20 protein-coding genes are annotated in these 18,621 nt (G+C 43.6%); all 20 read right to left on the bottom strand.

The window, feature by feature from the left end; translation table 11 throughout:
- Positions 1-68: 68 nt before the first annotated feature.
- The gene (locus G344_RS11180) at positions 69-1,505 is read right to left on the bottom strand and encodes a sensor histidine kinase (RefSeq protein WP_051245887.1); all 1,437 of its coding nucleotides are present in this window, start codon (positions 1,503-1,505) and stop codon (positions 69-71) included.
- 17 nt (positions 1,506-1,522) lie between these two features.
- Entirely contained in the window at positions 1,523-2,551 is a 1,029-nt protein-coding gene (gene tsaD / locus G344_RS0108680; RefSeq protein ID WP_028255859.1) for a tRNA (adenosine(37)-N6)-threonylcarbamoyltransferase complex transferase subunit TsaD, read from the bottom strand.
- Positions 2,548-3,000: a ribosomal protein S18-alanine N-acetyltransferase gene (gene rimI, locus G344_RS0108685; protein ID WP_028255860.1), complete on the bottom strand. Its 453-nt coding sequence runs from the start codon at positions 2,998-3,000 to the stop codon at positions 2,548-2,550. The genes tsaD and rimI overlap by 4 nt, the downstream gene beginning before the upstream one ends.
- Entirely contained in the window at positions 3,000-3,758 is a 759-nt protein-coding gene (gene tsaB / locus G344_RS0108690; protein WP_028255861.1) for a tRNA (adenosine(37)-N6)-threonylcarbamoyltransferase complex dimerization subunit type 1 TsaB, read from the bottom strand. Before tsaB ends, rimI begins: the two co-directional genes overlap by 1 nt.
- On the bottom strand, positions 3,742-4,236 hold the full coding sequence (tsaE, locus tag G344_RS0108695) for a tRNA (adenosine(37)-N6)-threonylcarbamoyltransferase complex ATPase subunit type 1 TsaE (RefSeq protein WP_028255862.1): 495 nt from the start codon (positions 4,234-4,236) through the stop codon (positions 3,742-3,744). Before tsaE ends, tsaB begins: the two co-directional genes overlap by 17 nt.
- 146 nt (positions 4,237-4,382) lie before the next feature.
- Positions 4,383-5,360 carry a thiamine-phosphate kinase gene (gene thiL / locus G344_RS0108700; RefSeq protein WP_028255863.1) on the bottom strand — a complete coding sequence of 326 codons (978 nt, stop codon included), beginning with the start codon at positions 5,358-5,360 and terminating at the stop codon, positions 4,383-4,385.
- Between the two features lie 183 nt (positions 5,361-5,543).
- Positions 5,544-6,116: a GerMN domain-containing protein gene (locus G344_RS0108705; RefSeq protein WP_028255864.1), complete on the bottom strand. Its 573-nt coding sequence runs from the start codon at positions 6,114-6,116 to the stop codon at positions 5,544-5,546.
- A 5-nt stretch (positions 6,117-6,121) separates the two neighbouring features.
- On the bottom strand, positions 6,122-7,249 hold the full coding sequence (locus G344_RS0108710) for an N-acetylmuramoyl-L-alanine amidase family protein (RefSeq protein ID WP_028255865.1): 1,128 nt from the start codon (positions 7,247-7,249) through the stop codon (positions 6,122-6,124).
- Positions 7,250-7,452: 203 nt separating this feature from the next.
- Positions 7,453-8,394 (bottom strand): ComEC/Rec2 family competence protein, encoded by a 942-nt coding sequence (locus G344_RS0108715; RefSeq protein WP_028255866.1) that lies wholly within the window; start codon positions 8,392-8,394, stop codon positions 7,453-7,455.
- Positions 8,395-8,402: 8 nt separating this feature from the next.
- On the bottom strand, positions 8,403-9,914 hold the full coding sequence (locus G344_RS0108720; protein WP_028255867.1) for a bifunctional ADP-dependent NAD(P)H-hydrate dehydratase/NAD(P)H-hydrate epimerase: 1,512 nt from the start codon (positions 9,912-9,914) through the stop codon (positions 8,403-8,405).
- A gap of 28 nt (positions 9,915-9,942) precedes the next feature.
- Positions 9,943-10,305 carry a holo-ACP synthase gene (gene acpS, locus G344_RS0108725; RefSeq protein ID WP_028255868.1) on the bottom strand — a complete coding sequence of 121 codons (363 nt, stop codon included), beginning with the start codon at positions 10,303-10,305 and terminating at the stop codon, positions 9,943-9,945.
- A gap of 143 nt (positions 10,306-10,448) precedes the next feature.
- The gene (locus G344_RS0108730; protein ID WP_028255869.1) at positions 10,449-12,170 is read right to left on the bottom strand and encodes a proline--tRNA ligase; all 1,722 of its coding nucleotides are present in this window, start codon (positions 12,168-12,170) and stop codon (positions 10,449-10,451) included.
- Positions 12,171-12,176: 6 nt separating this feature from the next.
- Positions 12,177-13,247 (bottom strand): flavodoxin-dependent (E)-4-hydroxy-3-methylbut-2-enyl-diphosphate synthase, encoded by a 1,071-nt coding sequence (ispG, locus tag G344_RS0108735; protein WP_028255870.1) that lies wholly within the window; start codon positions 13,245-13,247, stop codon positions 12,177-12,179.
- 17 nt (positions 13,248-13,264) lie between these two features.
- Positions 13,265-14,281 carry an RIP metalloprotease RseP gene (rseP, locus tag G344_RS0108740; protein WP_028255871.1) on the bottom strand — a complete coding sequence of 339 codons (1,017 nt, stop codon included), beginning with the start codon at positions 14,279-14,281 and terminating at the stop codon, positions 13,265-13,267.
- A gap of 8 nt (positions 14,282-14,289) precedes the next feature.
- Positions 14,290-15,435, bottom strand: a complete 1,146-nt coding sequence (locus G344_RS0108745) for a 1-deoxy-D-xylulose-5-phosphate reductoisomerase (RefSeq protein WP_028255872.1) — start codon at positions 15,433-15,435, stop codon at positions 14,290-14,292.
- Between the two features lie 17 nt (positions 15,436-15,452).
- Positions 15,453-16,268, bottom strand: coding sequence for a phosphatidate cytidylyltransferase (locus G344_RS0108750; protein WP_028255873.1), 816 nt, complete (start codon positions 16,266-16,268; stop codon positions 15,453-15,455).
- Between the two features lies 1 nt (position 16,269).
- Entirely contained in the window at positions 16,270-17,043 is a 774-nt protein-coding gene (locus tag G344_RS0108755) for an isoprenyl transferase (RefSeq protein WP_028255874.1), read from the bottom strand.
- On the bottom strand, positions 17,021-17,275 hold the full coding sequence (locus G344_RS0108760) for a hypothetical protein (protein ID WP_028255875.1): 255 nt from the start codon (positions 17,273-17,275) through the stop codon (positions 17,021-17,023). Before G344_RS0108760 ends, G344_RS0108755 begins: the two co-directional genes overlap by 23 nt.
- Positions 17,275-17,835 carry a ribosome recycling factor gene (gene frr / locus G344_RS0108765; RefSeq protein WP_028255876.1) on the bottom strand — a complete coding sequence of 187 codons (561 nt, stop codon included), beginning with the start codon at positions 17,833-17,835 and terminating at the stop codon, positions 17,275-17,277. The genes G344_RS0108760 and frr overlap by 1 nt, the downstream gene beginning before the upstream one ends.
- Positions 17,835-18,563 carry a UMP kinase gene (gene pyrH / locus G344_RS0108770; protein ID WP_028255877.1) on the bottom strand — a complete coding sequence of 243 codons (729 nt, stop codon included), beginning with the start codon at positions 18,561-18,563 and terminating at the stop codon, positions 17,835-17,837. The genes frr and pyrH overlap by 1 nt, the downstream gene beginning before the upstream one ends.
- Positions 18,564-18,621 lie beyond the last annotated feature (58 nt).

Consider the following 18,621-nt stretch of genomic DNA (forward strand, 5'->3'; position numbering starts at 1 on the left):
TACTTTATAATTGCTCTCTTATTTTGTCATCGGTATACTCTATCCCAATTATTATATGTTATGTTGTATTACAAATTGGTAAAGGTAATGCATACCGAAGCCCCACCGCTCGTACCGGACTCAAAGGTAATCTCACCGTGTAATTCATTCTCTACAAGGCTGTGAATAATTCTAAGTCCCAATCGTCGCGAACGCTTGCCATCAAAGTTTGCAGGAAACCCTATACCGTTATCCGTTACACGTAAGCGTACTCGACCGTCCTCTTCGCTTCCTTGAATGTGTACATACGAATGTTCTTGGATTGTTTTACCTTGCACAAAGGGCTCTATAAAGCCATGCTCCAAGCTATTAGCAATCAATTCGTTAATTAACAGTGATACATAGCCGGCGCGTCGAGAATCCAAAAGGATTCGCTGCCCTCGATAATCGCAATGTACGTTAATATCTCTGGGAACCATAGACTGGATTAACAATCGCCCCAACTCTTCACATATGGTACGCAGTTCAATATAATCTTCTTCATATCGGGAAACAACTTCGTGGACTAAGGCCATACTTTCAATACGGCTGACCGCTTCTTGCAACGAGCGTTTTACTTCATCACTCTCTGAACGACGTGCATCCATTCGCAACAATCCGGCAATAATTTGTAAATTATTTTTTACACGATGGTGAATTTCTTTAATCACAGAGTTTTTTACTAATAATGCTTGTTCGGTTCGCCTGAGCACAGTAGTGTCTTTCAATACGAGAATATGACGTTGATGACGACCTCGCCCCGTTATAGGAATTAAGGTTTGTTCAATCGTAATATCTCCGTATGTTTCTTCAAAACGAACACCGCGATGAGACAGTATGGAACGCTTTACCAAGGATAGCTTCAAGGCTCCGCCGAACACACTGGTCCCTACCAGACGTTTATCAAAGCCGAGAACATCTACCATTTGTGCTGCGGCATCATTAGCATATATGATGGTACCCTCTCCGCTAAAAATGATAATACCGTCTTGATAGGATACGGGTGTATAGAGATCCGGTTGTTCGAGTAGCGGAACCATAATAGCCATATAGGCCGATTCATTTAACAGATGTCGCCGTTCTATTTCTTCCGAAGTAACATCCGACTCATGGCGCTGTAAAAAAATAATACTGCCAATCAATTTTCCGCCGTTGTCGATAATAGGATAACCTTCTAGGTCGTATAAAGACGATTTCTTATCGCTCACCAGATTACGCACGGGCAATGACGTATTAGCCATTTCGTACAACTTATCATTTTCTTCTTTTAAAAGTATGCTAAACCCCTTTGAACCGTCACCGTCTCCGAGCAATCGTCCTTGCCCGTACAGTATAAGCCGATCATCGTCAGCGTTGGTAAGCACATAGGCTTCCTGATGTGTTAAGCTCGCCGCAAAGGGTAAATAACCGGCGGTTAACGCTAACAAACTAATTTGTGCTTCTGTCTTATCGGTATGAAGACGACAATACTCCTTATACTGTTCCATGCGCAAGCCTCCTCACTTTATCCGCGCCAGGATTCATCGCCTAATGGAATTGACGGTTTGGCGTTCAATGTTAACTTTGAAAATTTTCCTGCTTTCGCCATATAATAGGCACGGCAACCAATCATAGCTGCATTATCCGTTGCTAAAATTCGTCCGGGACGATAGAATGTTAACCCTTCTTCTTCACACATCTGTGCTAATGACCGTTGAAGACCTTGATTGGCTGATACACCGCCGGCCACCGTAATTACCTTCTGCCCGGTCATACGTGCTGCTTCTCTGGTTTTTTCCACCAAACTATCTAATACTGCCTTTTGGAAGGAAGCCGCCACATCGGTATCGACGATAGGCGTCCCCTTTTGTTTAGCACTGTTCAAATAATTCAAGACTGCCGATTTAAGACCACTGAAGCTAAATTCGAGATTTCCTTTTTCGTGTAATGCTTTCGGGAATTCGATAGCATTTGGATTTCCCTTAGCAGCCAAGGCATCAATGTGAGGTCCACCGGGATAGGGGTATCCCATAACTCGCGCTATTTTGTCAAACGCTTCACCGGCTGCATCATCTCGTGTCTGTCCCAAAACTTCAAAGGTTTCATAATCTTTTACCACAACCAGCATAGTATGCCCGCCGGATACGACTAAACTTAAGAACGGAGGCTCTAACTCCGGATTAGCGAGAAAATTAGCAAAAATATGGCCTTCCATATGATTGACGCCGATAAGCGGTTTCCCTGCGGCAAAGGCTAACCCTTTAGCAGCCGCTACACCAACCAACAAGGCTCCCACAAGGCCCGGGCCGTACGTAACCCCGATATGATCAATATCTTCCAATCGCACGCCGGCGTCCTCAAGCGCCTGATCCACTACAGGTACGACTTGTTCAATATGATGACGTGACGCAATTTCGGGAACTACACCGCCAAATTTTCGATGAATGGGTACCTGGCTGGAAATAACATTTGAAAGCACGGTACGCCCGTCTCGCAATACAGCAGCTGATGTTTCATCACAGCTGCTTTCTATTGCCAATGTGTAGATGCTCATAGTATTTCCTCCTTAACCAGCGACATGATATAGGCATCCTCAGTTGGATTGGTGTAATAGGATTTTCGTATTCCCTTTACCGTAAAGCCTAAACGACGATATAATGCCAGGGCAGCTATGTTAGAAATACGCACCTCTAAAAATATTTCCGTCATGCCGCGATTAAATAGTTCTTTTATTAGCTTACGCGTCACAATAGCACCGTAGCCTTCGCGGCGACTCTTGGGACGAACTGCGATATTCGTAATTTGCCCTTCGTCATATACCATCCAGGCACCGGCATAGGCAACTGCCTGTCCGTCTTCTTCCACCAAAAAATAAATACGTTCTTTCTGTTCTTCTAACTCGCGAATGACAGACTCCAACGACCACGGCGTTGAGAACGAATCAGTTTCAATGGCATAGATTGCTTCGGCATCTGCCTTGGTTGCCTGACGCACAACAAACATTATGGTTCCTCCTTCGCTGCATCCGTTACGATAACCGACGGTGTTTCTTCGTTACGCGCTGCATCGGGATGCTTTTTTTCCCACAATACCTCTGCCTCGGAGCGGCGGATATAGTAGGGTAATAACGTCATGGCATCGGTCGTATCACCGGAAGTAAAATGTGGAATGGCCGCCATTAAAAGCGACGAAGCTTTCGGCATGCGTAGTAAAAGCGGTGCCAGCGCAATCGACCCGCCTGCCTCCTCGATAGCCGTAGCCGCCTTCACGGCTCCATCACCGGCAACCATAGTTATATCCGTACCTTGCGACAATTCCTCGATAACTTCACTCCGAGCACGTACCTGTGGTAACTGATCGCATATGAGTTGTTCCTCTTCCCAATGATAGCGAGCTTCATAAACGTTCTTTTTTTGTGCATCGATCAATATACCGATTCGATGCTGTGAATTATAAAAATTGTACGCTAATGCATCCATTGTCATGATTCCTACCAAAGGAATATTAAGAGCGTATGCCATTGCTTTGGCTGTCCCCATGCCGATTCGTAAACCGGTAAAAGAACCGGGACCGATGCTAACTGCAATGCCTGCTATATCAGCAGGCGTAATGTTACACTGCTTCATTAATCCTTCAATATGGGGAACTAATTGTTCGGAATGAGTTAATCCCGCCGATACTGTCAATTCACCGACAAAAGAATGTTCATCAGCCAATGCTATACTTGACACAGCACTACTTGTTTCAATTCCCAAATACATAGGGACCTCCAATCTGTACGAGCTCGTTATAAAGGATATACGATGAAGAAAATATAAATTTTCGTTCTGTATCGCTAATGCGATTAATTGTTACCCACAATGTTTCCTCAGGCATAGCGTCCGGAAATTTGTCGGCCCACTCAACAATGCTTTTCGTGTCATCCGTAAATTCATCAAATCCGATAGGAGCTAACTCATCCTCTTCGTCAAGACGATATAAATCAAAATGATATAAATTGTCATCTGCGGTTTCATAGGTATTCATTAAAGCAAACGTAGGACTGGTCACTTCTTCATTAATACCGAATCCGATTGCAATACCTTGAGAAAAATGGGTTTTTCCTGTCCCGAGATCACCAATCAACGCAACGCAAAGCGGTGCATCCATGGATTTCATAAAGGTGCCTAACCGTTCACCTAAACGCCGTGTATCTTCTACCGATGAGGTTTGACACAGCAAATTTGCAGTACCTGTCATCATGTCACCTAACACTTTCTATTACTGTCTATTTCTATTACTATTTATTACTATTTATTACTATTTATTACTATTTATTTCTATTATTGACTATTTTACACTATATGTACTGCCTGTTTTATTTTATGTAGCCTAATCAATCCCAATCACTTTGAAAAATGATTATATCCCTGTGCCGGAATGATCTTCTTTTCACCTTGTGCGGTTCGTAGGCAAACCCCGGGGGCACCGGAAACCACATGTCCAATCAGTTGAATTCCTTCCAACGCAGAAACTTCGTTGACTATATCCTCCGGAATGGTAAAGACAAGTTGAAAGTCCTCACCTCCATACAACGCGAATGACCAAGGAGAAATTTCTTTTTTCTTTGCCCATTGTATAACTTCCGGATGGAAACGCATAGCGGTTTCATCGATTTCAATGGCAACGCCCGATGCATGGGCTATTTCGTTTAACTCACTCCCCAAGCCATCGCTGATATCATTCATTGCGTGCGCGCCCAAACTGCGAAGCACATTTCCTAAATATACTTGAGGTTCCGGGCGTTGGTGTACTCGTTTACAATGTGAATAGCCACGTGCATTATCAAGTAGTGCCTCCAAACCAACTGCTGAATCACCGATGGTATTGGTAATGCCAACTACATCACCTACTTGTGCTCCACTGCGGTATAGCTCTGTTTCTTCCGGCACTTCACCGATAATTGTCAACGATACTGTCAACGGTCCATCGGTGCATACCGTATCGCCGCCTATAATATTGACGTGATGCGTTTTACAAATAGATTTCAAGCCTTCATACATTTCTTGCAATCGTTGAGAATTACCGTCAGGTGGAGCAGCCACAGCGATAACGACCTGTCGCGGCACACCACCCATAGCTGCTATATCACTAATATTTGCCGTACCTAAACGGTAGCCTATATCAAAAGGAGCCGTCGTCTTCGACGAAAAATGTATGCCTTCCACCATCATATCCGTACTGACTAATTGATGATATCCTTCCTTGGCTTTATATACGGCACAGTCATCTCCAATACCATATATTACAGTGCTCATATCGTATATAGTATCATCTGCTACAGATTTTATAAAATTAAATTCACCCATTTCACGCATCTGCATAGCTTACTCCTCCACATCATCCACCTTCTTATCGGGACGTATTCCTCATATACTCCTATGATGGTTCTGTTCTAATCCACTTCTATCCTAGCATTATATCAAAATTTATCAGTTGATGAAACAAAATCCCGTATCGTACGTGGATACGGGATTTGCTTGACCCAGATATGCATGTCTAAGCCATTATTTTACAATTAAATTATCCATTCGACTCAACGGATCACTCAAATCATAAGCGCCGAAAGATGTTAGCGGTTTTCCATCAATTCGGAACAACACACCTTTTACATCTTTGAATTCCGTTACTGTGTTTACAACCGCTGCCAAACGTAATTGTGCGGTAAGCTCGCCGCCGTTATCGTTTGCCACAAAGGCCTTGTTCATGTCTACCGTGGCAATACCGTCTTTAACAGTCACACCTTTTACAACTGTGCCTTTAGCAAAAACAGGATATTTTTGACGAGCATCTTCTTCAAAAATCACAGACAATGCATATTTCACTGTCTTCTTATTACTGTCCAAGGTAACAGATTGTGGTCGTACACCGCGTCCGTCATCGGTCGGCACGTATACTACCATTTTACTCATCGGATCGTTGGCTGCTTCTTGTGTCGTAGCTTCAGCAGACATGGTTGCCTTTGCACCGCTATCCTTAGTTACAGCTGTGCTGTTAGCCGTTTCGCCACTGCAACCGGCTGCAATAGTCATGATAACGACCAAGGCCGCCATGAGGAAATTCCTTAGGTGCTTTGTCATAGTCGTTACCCCCTAAAATAATTTTCAATACCTGCCGCAATTTCATCGGCAAAGTTTTCCTGTGTTTTTTCCGTCTTTAGCAGGGCTTCTTCCGAAGGATTGGATATAAAGCCTAATTCAACTAATACAGCCGGCATTGCAGAGTGTCGCAATACATACAGGTTACCCGGTTGAATCCCTCGGTCACCGCCGAATCCGCTTTCCCCCGCAATTTGCGATTGTATACGGGAAGCCAGTTTTGTATCATATGGCGTCTTATCGTAATAATAAGTAGCAATACCGCCAACATTTGGATTTGTAAAAGAATTGATATGAACACTTACGAATAAATCGGACGAATTATAGTTACCCACATTGACACGGGCTTGTAATTCATCAGGACCGCTGGCATTCGGTGCGTACACATCTACATCGGTAGTGCGGGTCATAAATACTTTAGCCCCTTTTGCTTCCAATGCTTTTTTAAGAGCTTTCGCAATCGGTAAGGTTACATCTTTTTCTTGTACGCCGGTAGGTCCGATTGCACCTGGATCACTACCGCCGTGACCGGGGTCAATGGTAATAATTTTACCGGCAATACCACCGCTGGTACGATATTTCACTGTATTGGTAGTCGCCTGAGGGGCAACCGGTTTCTTCTTTGCCTCTCTGGCTACTTTAGCTGCACGCCATTTATCACTGCCGTAATACATATCGGTCGGTGCTACGCCTTTCTTTTGAATATCAATAACCATACGATACGGTTTATTATTCACGGTATCTTTTGTTAAAGAAAATACTTTAACGTCATTTTCATCTATGGATGTCGGTGTCTTGATATTCACATTAACATTTTTGCCCTTCTCGGCCAAGCTTACCGATGAAGCAATGGATTTATCCATTTTTACCTGTGAAGGGGCGCCTTTAATTTCCGCATTCTTTAATACAATTGTTGTATTCAGTCCCGATTTATCAATCGTGGCTGTAGCATCGGTTGGGCTCGACAGGCTCAACACAACGCGTACGAAAGGTATCGGGGCATCTATGCGTGTTACCCAATGCACATCCGTTACCTCTGTCCGGGCCGCTACTGTAGTCATCAACATAGGTAAGCACATAACTACGGTAGCCAAGGCTAACCAAACTTTACGCAAATTTAATCACTCCTATCAAAGTAACAGTCACTCTCGATGCTTAACTACTGTATTATACCACACTTACCTGTTGATTACAAAACAACGAGAGCCACCGCTACTGCGATGACTCTCGTCATTTATCTACGTATTTATCTACGTATTTATCTACGTACTATATATATTCCAAATATATATTATCGTTCTGTCGTAACCGATATATATTATCGTTCTGTCGTAACCGACCAGCTATCACCGTTCGTATGAATATGAATTTGTCCCATCGTATCCGTACGATATATAGTGATGGATTTTGTCGGTGAAACCTCCTTCCCATCATTTAGCAATCGTTGCAGGCTTTCTTTATGAGGATGACCGTAATCATTGTGTAATCCACAAGAAATAACCGCAATTTCCGGACGAACGGAACGAATAAAATCCTTCGATGAAGATGTTTTGCTGCCGTGGTGTCCCACCTTTAAGACACGACTGGAAAGCTTGGTGTTTTCTTCCTTAATAAGACGTGCTTCCTCTTCCTTTTCCGCATCGCCCGTAAATAGCATAGAGAACTTGCCGGCCACTAGTTTACCTACAATAGAATTATTATTGAGATCGGCTTTTCCCTTTTTATCCGTAAGTTCCGTATCCCATGGAGCGTATACTTCAAATACAGCACCATCGCCAAGGGTAACAATATCACCCTTCCGCAAAGCTTTAGGTGTAATTCCCATTTTATTTAACTCTTTTCGGTATGTCTTATATACCGTACTCTTAGCTTCAAAGCCATTATCGTATACATTTTCAATGGGAATCGCTTTGGCAATAGCATAAAAGCCACCAAGATGATCGGCATGAGGATGTGTGATAATCACATTTTTCAACCGATTGACATGAAGCGCTTTCAATTGCTTGACAATGGCTTCACGATGATCTACATCACCGGTATCAATCAGTGTATATTCATCGCCTATTTTTATTAAATGCGCATCTCCTTGCCCAATGTCTAACGTATACACATCGAGTGATTCACCATGCCACGTAGTAGCTGTATGCGAACTTCCGTTACTAATTGATGTGGAAGCTACGCTTGGACCACACCCTGCCAAGGAAAATACAACGGCTATCATCATGCAAAGAAGAGCTAAATAATGTTTAATTGTTTTCATACTACGCCTCACTCTTCTTCAGTCATCAGCGCCTGTATGGAAATACCAATTTCACGGGCCACTTCACTAGGCGTAAAGCCAAAAGGTTTTATCTCATGCAAGCGGTCAGCTGCATTACCGTGGAGGAAAACGCCTAAAACAGCAGCTCGGCTTTCGGGAAGACCTTGTCCAATCAAAGCTGAAATAATTCCTGTCAGTACATCGCCCATACCGCCTGTGCCCATGCCTTCGTTGCCACTGCCGTTGATATATACGTGACCACCAGGTAAAGCAACAACCGTCGGTGCGCCTTTTAGGACTAAAACTACATTGTGTTTTGTAGCAAATTCTCTGGCCACTTCTACGCGAGAGGCTTCAATATCCGCAATGGTCATTCCCGTTAAGGCTGCAAACTCGCCGGGATGCGGTGTAAGTACTGCTGGGCGTTGACGATCAATAAAAGTAGTTCCCATTGTTTCTATGCGACCCAGTGCAAATAAGCCATCGGCATCAATTACCAAAGGACCTTCAAAGGTATTTACAAAATTACGTACCATCTCTTTTGCTTCTTGATTTCTCCCTAAGCCCGGACCAATAGCGACAGCATCTTTATCGACGGTATGCATACGCACATGCAACATATTTCCAAATGATCCTGTCATCACCTCAGGCATAACTTTTTGTGTAACGATATCCAAGCAGGATGTAGGCACTGCTAATGTCACCTTACCGGCGCCGCTATATACCGCTGCTTCGGCTGCCATTACGGGAGCGCCATACATCCCTTCGGAACCGCCTAATATAACGACATGCCCATTGGTGCCTTTGTGCGCCGTAGGTATTCGTTGCGGTAACAACTTTTTAGCAAATTCAGTCGTGACATACATAGTTCGACTTGGTTCGATAAACATATCCCAAGATACGCCTAATCCTTTTTCCACAATCGTCCCGCAATAACTGCGTCCCGGATACAGCAACATACCTTGCTTTACAGCTCCCAATGTTACCGTCACATCCGCTGCCAGTGTTGCCGAATCCACAGCTCCTGTATCTGCTACGAGACCTGTAGGTACATCAATAGCTACTACCAATGGTTCATACGTCATTTTCTGAATATGTGTTTGTATCATATCTAATTCCTGGCGTAGGTCATCTCGCAAATCACCTACTATACCGGTACCGGCAATAGCATCAACTATACAATCACAGGTAGGCAGCATATCTAACGAGTCGGTAATCAACTCCAATTTCTGGCAGATAGCAAATTGTTCCTGACAAAGGCTTGTTCCTTTATCTATATTTCCAATGACATAGACAAACACTTCTTTACCGAGTGCTTTTAAATGACGCGCTGCTACCATACCATCGCCGCCATTATTCCCTGTACCGCAAATAATGAAGATACTCTGTACATCTGCTTCAGAAATAACATCGGCCACCCCATGACCGGCATTTTCCATAGCATACCCCAAAGGCATTCCTAAATCTTCTTGAATACAATGATCTACATATTGCGCCTCGCTTTTACTCCATACACGCATAAAATATATCTCCTTTCATATAAACGACTCACATCATAACTACATTGGCCACTGCATATGCATGACAGTGACTAATGGAAAGACTTATCTTTGTTATATTCCTCTCTTCAACCATCTGTCCGAACACACCGCTGCACTCCAATTGCGGTGCGCCCCACTCATCGTGAATCACGCAGATATCTTGCCACGAACCATATCGCAAGCCTGTGCCCAACGCTTTAAGAAATGCCTCTTTAGCTGCGTAAATTCCGGCCATGGATGCATATTGTTGCTTTCCTCGTCCCTTGCAATAGGCTTGCTCACGTTCCGTAAAAACGCGATGAACAAAAGAAGGACGCTTCACAGCGTTAGCAATTCTCTCTATTTCAATGATGTCAATTCCTATATGCATATTCCTGTAACCTCCCTTTGTCATCTTGTATCATCATAGCAAACAAATATTCGCAATTCAAGTCATTTTATATAAAAAGCAGTCTTACCCTACAGGCAAGACTGCTTTTGCTATATACTTTTAAAAATTTACGAAGCAAACATTTATAATGCTTGTAATCGATCACATACCACGTCGGCTACATCTTCTAATTTGCAGGTGATGCTTTCCCCGTCTTTACGGATGCGTACTTCCACTTCATTTGTTTCCGCCGTAGTTTTGCTGATTGTCAATCGAATCGGATAACCGATAAGATCGGCATCTTTAAATTTGACACCGGCGCGTTCTTTACGATCATCTAACAATACGTCGACACCGGCCTTACGCAATGCGTCGTAAACCGTAGTTGCCATAGACATTAACTGTTCATCTTTAGCATTAATTGGTACTACCACAGCTTCAAAAGGTGCGATGGCGCGCGGCCAAATAATTCCGTTTTCATCGTGGGATTGTTCGATAGCCGCTGCCAATGTTCTCGATACCCCGATACCATAGCACCCCATTACCAACGGAGACGGACGACCGGACTGATTTAAGAAAGTTGCATGTAATGCTTCGCTGTACTTAGTCCCCAATTTAAATACTTGACCGACTTCAATGCCCTTAGCTAATTCCAACTCTCCACCGCAATGAGGACAACGATCGTCTTTCGTAATCAATCGAATCGGCGCGATACGCATATCCTTTGTATCAAAATCACGTTTCGGATTAATATTAATGTAATGGGCATCACGCTTATTGGCACCACCGCATACATTGTACATTTCCATAACCGTTTCATCAACAACGATAGCAAAATCATCTGTCTGATGCAACCCTACCGGACTGATAAAGCCTGCTGTTAAGCCTACACGTTTTAAATCTTCATCCGAAGCCATTTCCGGTTCTACCGTAGATTCCATAGCATGCTGCAATGCAATTTCATTCACTTCGTGATCGCCGCGAACAATAGCAAGTACGACTGTCCCATCTACATTGTATACAACTGCCTTGATGGTTCGTTCCAACGGCAAATCAAGCATAGTAGCTACAGCATCAATCGTTTTTGCATCCGGTGTATCTACGAGCGTCAATTTGCCTTCCGGTTCGGCCACAGCTGCTTTCAGCACCGCCGGTTTACCAATTTCAATGTTGGCCGCATAGTCACAATTTTTGCAATGAATCACATCAGCTTCACCGGCATCGGCTAAAGCCATGAATTCATGACTGTTACTTCCGCCGATAGCACCGGAGTCTGCCTCTACCGGCTTAAAGTATAAACCGCATCGTGTAAACACGCGAACATATGCATCGTACATAGCTTTATACGATGCATCCAATCCTTCTTCATCCATATCAAAGGAATACGCATCTTTCATAATAAATTCACGACTGCGCATCAAACCGTAGCGAGGGCGACGTTCATCGCGATACTTACTTTGCATCTGAAACAGATTCAATGGAAGTTGACGATACGAATTAACTTCATTACGCACTAAAGTCGTAATCATTTCTTCGTGAGTTGGTCCCAAGCAATATTCACGGTCATGACGATCCTTAAGGCGAATCATTTCCGCGCCATATACTTTCCAACGACCCGATTCCTGCCAAATTTCCGCTGGCTGAACTATAGGCATCATGATTTCCTGAGAACCGGCACGTTCCATTTCTTCTCGCACAATGGCTTCGATTTTACGAATGCTTTTCCATGCCAAAGGCAAGTACGTATATAGGCCATTGGCCATCTTGCGGATAAAACCGGCACGCAACATATATTGTTGACTGATAACATCTGCATCGGCCGGCGTTTCGCGCAACGTCGGGGCATACAACTTACTAGCTAACATCTTTAACTACGACTCCTTTGCTAAATATGCATCTATTTCTTCAAACAATGCATTAACTAATTCCGCTTCCGGAACAGTCTTTATAATTTCACCTTTACAGAACACGATTCCCTTACCGTCACCACCGGCAATCCCAAAATCAGCTTCTCTGGCTTCTCCCGGACCATTTACTACACAACCCATAACGGCAACGCGAATCGGTGCTTTAATAGATTTTAATCGTTCTTCGACAATTTCAGCCATGTCAAATAAATTTACTTGGCAACGGCCACAGGTAGGACAGGAAATCATAGTAGCTCCGTAGTTTCTCAGTCCTAAAGAGCTCAAAATTGTTTTTCCTACTTCTACTTCATGAATCGGATCACCGGTTAATGATACGCGTAAGGTATCACCGATTCCATCGGCTAATAACGATCCAATTCCAATGGCCGACTTAATTGTTCCTTGTGTAACCGTTCCTGCTTCGGTAACACCTAAATGAAGCGGATAATCCACTTTGTCTGATAATTTACGATACGCCTCAATCATAAGCGGTACATCGGTAGCCTTAATGGAAAGCTTCATTTCTCTATAATCCAAGCGTTCCAAAATCCGAACATGTTCCAAAGCTGCTTCTACCATACCATCGGCACAAGGATGTCCGCCATACTCTTTTAAAATATGTGCCGGCAAAGATCCGGCATTAACACCGATACGAATAGGAATATGTTTTGGCTTGGCTTTTTCAATGACAGCCAGCACATTTGCTTCGCCACCGATATTTCCCGGATTGATACGTAAACCGTCAACGCCGCTTTCGATTGCTTCCAACGCTAAGCGATAATCAAAATGAATATCGGCAATGACCGGTATATGAGCACCGGCCTTAACTGCTTTCAGCGCTTTAGCAGCTTCCATCGTCGGCACGGCAACGCGCACCAATTCACAGCCTGCCTCAGCTAAACGGTTGATTTCGGCAATAGCCTGTTCGGATTTAACAGGATTGGTGGTTATCATAGATTGTACACTAATCGGTGCGCCATTACCGATTTTTACAGTTCCTACCTGGATACCACGTGTTGGTTTTCTTGTAATCATCAGTTTCTCCTATATCATTAAAGGCGACTTATGTCATGGGTTGTTGCATATATGAAAATCAATAATAAAATGGTAAGACCTGCCATTTGAATATATTGCAACACACGCGGTGGCATACGACGTCTTGTTATTCCTTCAATCAGTAACATAATTAAGTGCCCACCATCCAACACAGGAATCGGCAGTAGATTGATAACACCTAAATTTAGACTAAGTATAGCGGTAAATTGCAACAAATAAACGAAGCCGGCTTGAGCAATTTGCCCCGCCATCTGAGCCACCCCTATGGGCCCAGATACTTCTGCTGCTGTCTTGCCGGTTATCATTGTCCATAAACCGGTTAGCATATCCCGCAAAATATCCCGCGTAACTACAACAGATTGAACTGCTGCCTCACCTATAGAATAGGACTGACTAATACTAGTCGGATTAATACCTATAACAGAAACACCCGTTTCGGCCTTCATCGGAATAACCGCTTTTTCCTGTGTTTCACCGTTTCGTTCCACTACGATGGGAATCACTCTTCCCGCAGTACCTTCCAGATTTTTTGTAATATCACCCCAAACGGCAACGGGTTTACCGTCAATACTTGTAATACGATCGTTAATTTCAAAATGTGCCGCTTCTGCCGGAGATCCATTGACAATTCTTCCAATAATCGGTTCGTTGGAAGGTTGCATTGAACCAACGGTAGCAAATACGCCAAAGAAGATGACAATGGCGAGTAAAAAATTAAAAGTAGCACCTGCGGCAATCACGATAAAGCGTTGCCACACCGGTTTTGACAAAAACGATCGTTCATCGATGGGTTCCGACGGATCCATGCCGGCAATTTTATTATATCCGCCCAAAGGAATCATTCGAATAGAATAGAGTGTTTCACCCTTTTGCTGTTTATATAATGCCGGACCAAATCCGATGGCAAACTCATCTACGCGCATTCGGCAAAGCTTTGCCGCTATAAAATGTCCTAATTCGTGAATAAATACAATGATGCCGAAAACGAAAATTGATGCCAATATAGTTATCATATACTCTCCTATACCATTAATTCTCGTGCTTTACGACGTGCCCAACTATCAACGGCCAATAGATTTTCCAATGTAAACTCCGAATCACTTTCTGCTTGCTCCAGAACTCCGACAACGGTTTTATAAATATCACCAAAACGAATTGCTCCGTCAAGGAACGCATATACCGCTGTTTCATTAGCAGCATTGAAGATAGCCGGTTTAAATCCTCCCGCCTTTCCTACTTCGTAAGCCAGACGCAACGCCGGAAAATCATCGTACCGCGGTGGGAAAAATTCTAATTGCAATGCGTCTTCAAAGCGCAGGGTATCCATTTTTAACGGATAACGCTTCGGATACGTCAATGCATATTGTATAGGTTCGCGCATATCAGGATTTCCCAATTGTGCCAATATAGCACCGTCCTTCATCATAATCATGGAATGAACGATACTTTGCGGATGCACCGTTACCTTAATATGATCAAAATCAAAGCCAAATAACCAATGTGCTTCTATAACTTCCAACCCCTTATTAAACAGGCTGGCCGAATCAATGGTTATCTTGCTTCCCATGTTCCATGTAGGATGCTTCAAGCAATCGGCTGCCGTTGCGGTAGCGATTTTTTCCGACGGCCATAAACGTAACGGTCCGCCGGATGCAGTTATCAGTAAGGAATCCACATTGTCGCGTGTCTGTCCTTCCAAGCATTGAAAAATAGCACTATGTTCGCTATCAATAGGAAGTAATTCTACACCATATTCCTTGCAAAGTGCCGTAATCAAAGGCCCACCGGCCACTAACGTTTCCTTATTGGCCAGACCAATTGTTTTTTTTGCTTTAATAGCCGCGATAGTCGGTTCAATCCCTACGGCACCCACTACGGCGGTTACTATCATATCGGCACTTTCACAGACAGCTGCGGCCATTAGTGCCTCATGACCGCCGATAAGGACAGTTTCCCCTTGATAACGAGCCTTTAATTGTACATATGCTTTTTCATCCACAACACCGGCAATTTTTGGGGAAAACTCCTTAATCTGTGCTTCCAATACATCGATATTACTATGGGCAACTAGTGCATCTGCCCTGAATAAATAGGGATGTTGTCTTATAACATCCAATGTTTGCGTGCCGATAGAACCGGTACTCCCAAGAATACTTATGCCTTTCATAGGGACTCCTTCTATTCTTATACAAGTAAATATACTAATGTAAGCGGTGCTGCAAAAAGGAGGCTGTCGAAACGATCCAGTACGCCGCCATGCCCCGGCAAGAGAACACCAGAATCCTTTACACCGCTATCGCGTTTTAATTTAGATTCAAACAAATCCCCCAAGGGGGCTGCTACACCGACTAATGCACCTATAGCTATACCATCATGTACAGCAATACCGGCAATAAACGCATACAGCAAACCGGTACATATACATCCTATAAAGCCTCCGATAAAGCCTTCCAGTGTTTTGTTCGGACTGATACGAGGAACAATCTTTCGTTTTCCCCACAGCCGTCCCGCAAAATACGCAAAGGTATCGCTGGCCCATGTACATAACAATAATAGCCACAAGTAATATACACCCGGAGATGTCGGTATAAAGGATAGCCGGAATACTTCATATACTGTATGATCACGCAAAAGAATCAGTGCAGCCATCCCCGATACCGTATATGTAAAGCCAAGGCAACCATACGCAATCGCTGTTAACTCATTGCTACGCGCAGAAAATATATAGTACACACCGAGCAGCAGATACAAAACTACCACAGCTGCCAAAGCAGTCGTATAGGCACCTGCCAGTAAACATCCCATGACTATGATAACAGCCGGATAGCCCCACACATAGGGGAGTTCAATCTTGCGGCGTTTCATCATAACCAAAAATTCACGCCAACCGACGATAGTCAGCAATGCTACCAGACCATTATATAAAAGCCCGCCGTAGGTGATGGCTCCAATAGCGATACAAATTCCTACAATCGCAGTAATTACCCTGGTTTTCAGCATATTACTCCTCCGTTTTCAATCCGCCAAAGCGTCTTTCTCGTTGTTGATACGCTCGAATCGCATCGAATAATACACGCTCCGTAAAATCAGGCCAACATATATCGGTAAACCAAAATTCCGCATACGCCAATTGCCAAAGCAAGAAATTACTGATTCTAAAGTCGTTGCTGGGACGAATCAGCAAATCAACATCCGAAAATTCCGGTGTATACAAGGACTGTGCCATGCGCTCTTCCGTAATTTCTTCTGCTGTCATCTCACCGGCGCCGACTTTTTCAGCTAAATAGCGCGCTGCTCGTACCAACTCATCACGGCCACCGTAATTAATGGCTAACTGCAGCATCAAGCCCGTATTATCTTTTGTCAATGCTTCTGCATCGGCTATAATTCTCTGTAATTGTTCATTAAGACCTTCTATGTGCCCGATAAAACGAATACGTACGTTATTGGCATGCATGTCCTGTACATTTCCGGTCAAATATTCACCAATCAAATTCATAAGCAGTGATACTTCTGATGCCGGCCGTTTCCAATTTTCCGTAGAAAAACCGTACACCGTTAATGCCTTCACACCTACAGAGTCAGCGGCACGCACTATTTTCTTTAATACCTCCGCACCTGCTCTATGTCCCATTGTACGTGGTAATCCACGCCGTTTAGCCCACCTTCCGTTGCCATCCATGATAATAGCCACATGACGAGGTATATTATTTGGATCTAATGTAGTAGAGGCCACTCGTTCAGCCTTTTTCTTACCCAATAATCGTTTCAGCATATTGCACCTCTTTACACTTCTCAAACGCACTGTTAATCATGGGATGAAACAGTAATACTTCATAAGAAGTACCATTGCTTGTAATGCGTGCTACGTAATAGCCATCGCTATCTATCTTAAAAAATTTATTGTAATTTTGCCCGACAGATACCGTAAAAGGGACATTGGCAGCCCGCAAAAGTCCTTCTGCGAGCTGCCATGGCAAGCCGATTATATCCTCTAACACAATCATTAAACTTCCAATACGTCCTTTTCTTTTTTATCCTTCAAATCATCAACGGCTTTAATTTTTTTGTCCGTTAACTTTTGAATTTTTTCCTGACCGTCCTTGGAGTCATCTTCCGTAATCGTCTTAGCCTTTTCTTCTTTTTTCAGCACCTCATTAGCATCGCGGCGAATATTGCGGATAGCTACTTTGGCTTCTTCGGCTCTTTTATGAACCACCTTAACAAGCTCCTTACGACGTTCTTCCGTAAGCTGAGGAATAGCCAAGCGAATTACGGCACCATCATTGCTGGGATTTAATCCTAAATCAGATTGTAAGATTGCCTTTTCGATAGCACCGATCATAGATTTATCCCACGGTGTAATCAAAATCATACGCGGTTCCGGAGCAGATACATTTGCCACCTGATTTACCGGTGTAGGAGCTCCGTAATAATCAACGGTAATTTTGTCCAATAACGATGTGCTGGCACGTCCCGTACGAATGGAGGCAAACTCCTGCTTCAATGCTTCAATTGTCTTGTCCATACGAGTTTCTTGTTGTGTCAATAATTCTTGGATTTCCATTAGTTTTCACCTCTTACGATAGTACCGATGGCTTCTCCCTTGGCAGCACGAGTGATATTGCCCGGGATATCCATGCTAAATACAACAATAGGGATATTATTATCCTTACACAAGGTTGTAGATGTGGAGTCCATAACTTTTAACTCACGGCTGATTACATCCATGTATGTAAGTTCGTCAAATTTCTTTGCATCCGGGTTAGTTCTAGGATCGGAATCATATACACCGTCAGCAAATTTTTTAGCCATTAAAATAGCATCCGCTTCAATTTCAGCAGCGCGAAGAGCTGCTGTTGTATCCGTGGAGAAGTAAGGATTGCCCGTACCACCACCGAAAATAACAATACGACCCTTTTCCAAGTGACGAATTGCTTTACGACGAATATACGGTTCTGCCACTTCCTGCATAGCAATAGCCGTTTGAACACGAGTAGCCGCGCCGGCGTTTTCCAAGGCATCCTGCAATGCCAAAGCATTCATAACGGTTGCAATCATGCCCATGTAGTCAGCCGAAGCACGATCCATGCCTTTTGCACTACCGGCCAAACCGCGCCAAATGTTACCGCCGCCAACTACAATGGCAATCTGTAAATCGGTAGTTCTGGCAATTTCTGCAATTTCATTGGCAATGCCTTCTACTACAACCGGATTAATACCAAACCCTTGATCACCGGCCAACGCTTCTCCGCTCAGTTTCAACACGATACGTTTAAAATGTCTTTCACTCATTGCTATACTCCTCTGCTTATTACAAAATAAGAGAACACAGCACGGTGTTCTCTTATTT

The organism is Veillonella magna DSM 19857, from assembly GCF_000428745.1.
GTDB classification, from domain to species: domain Bacteria; phylum Bacillota; class Negativicutes; order Veillonellales; family Veillonellaceae; genus Veillonella_A; species Veillonella_A magna.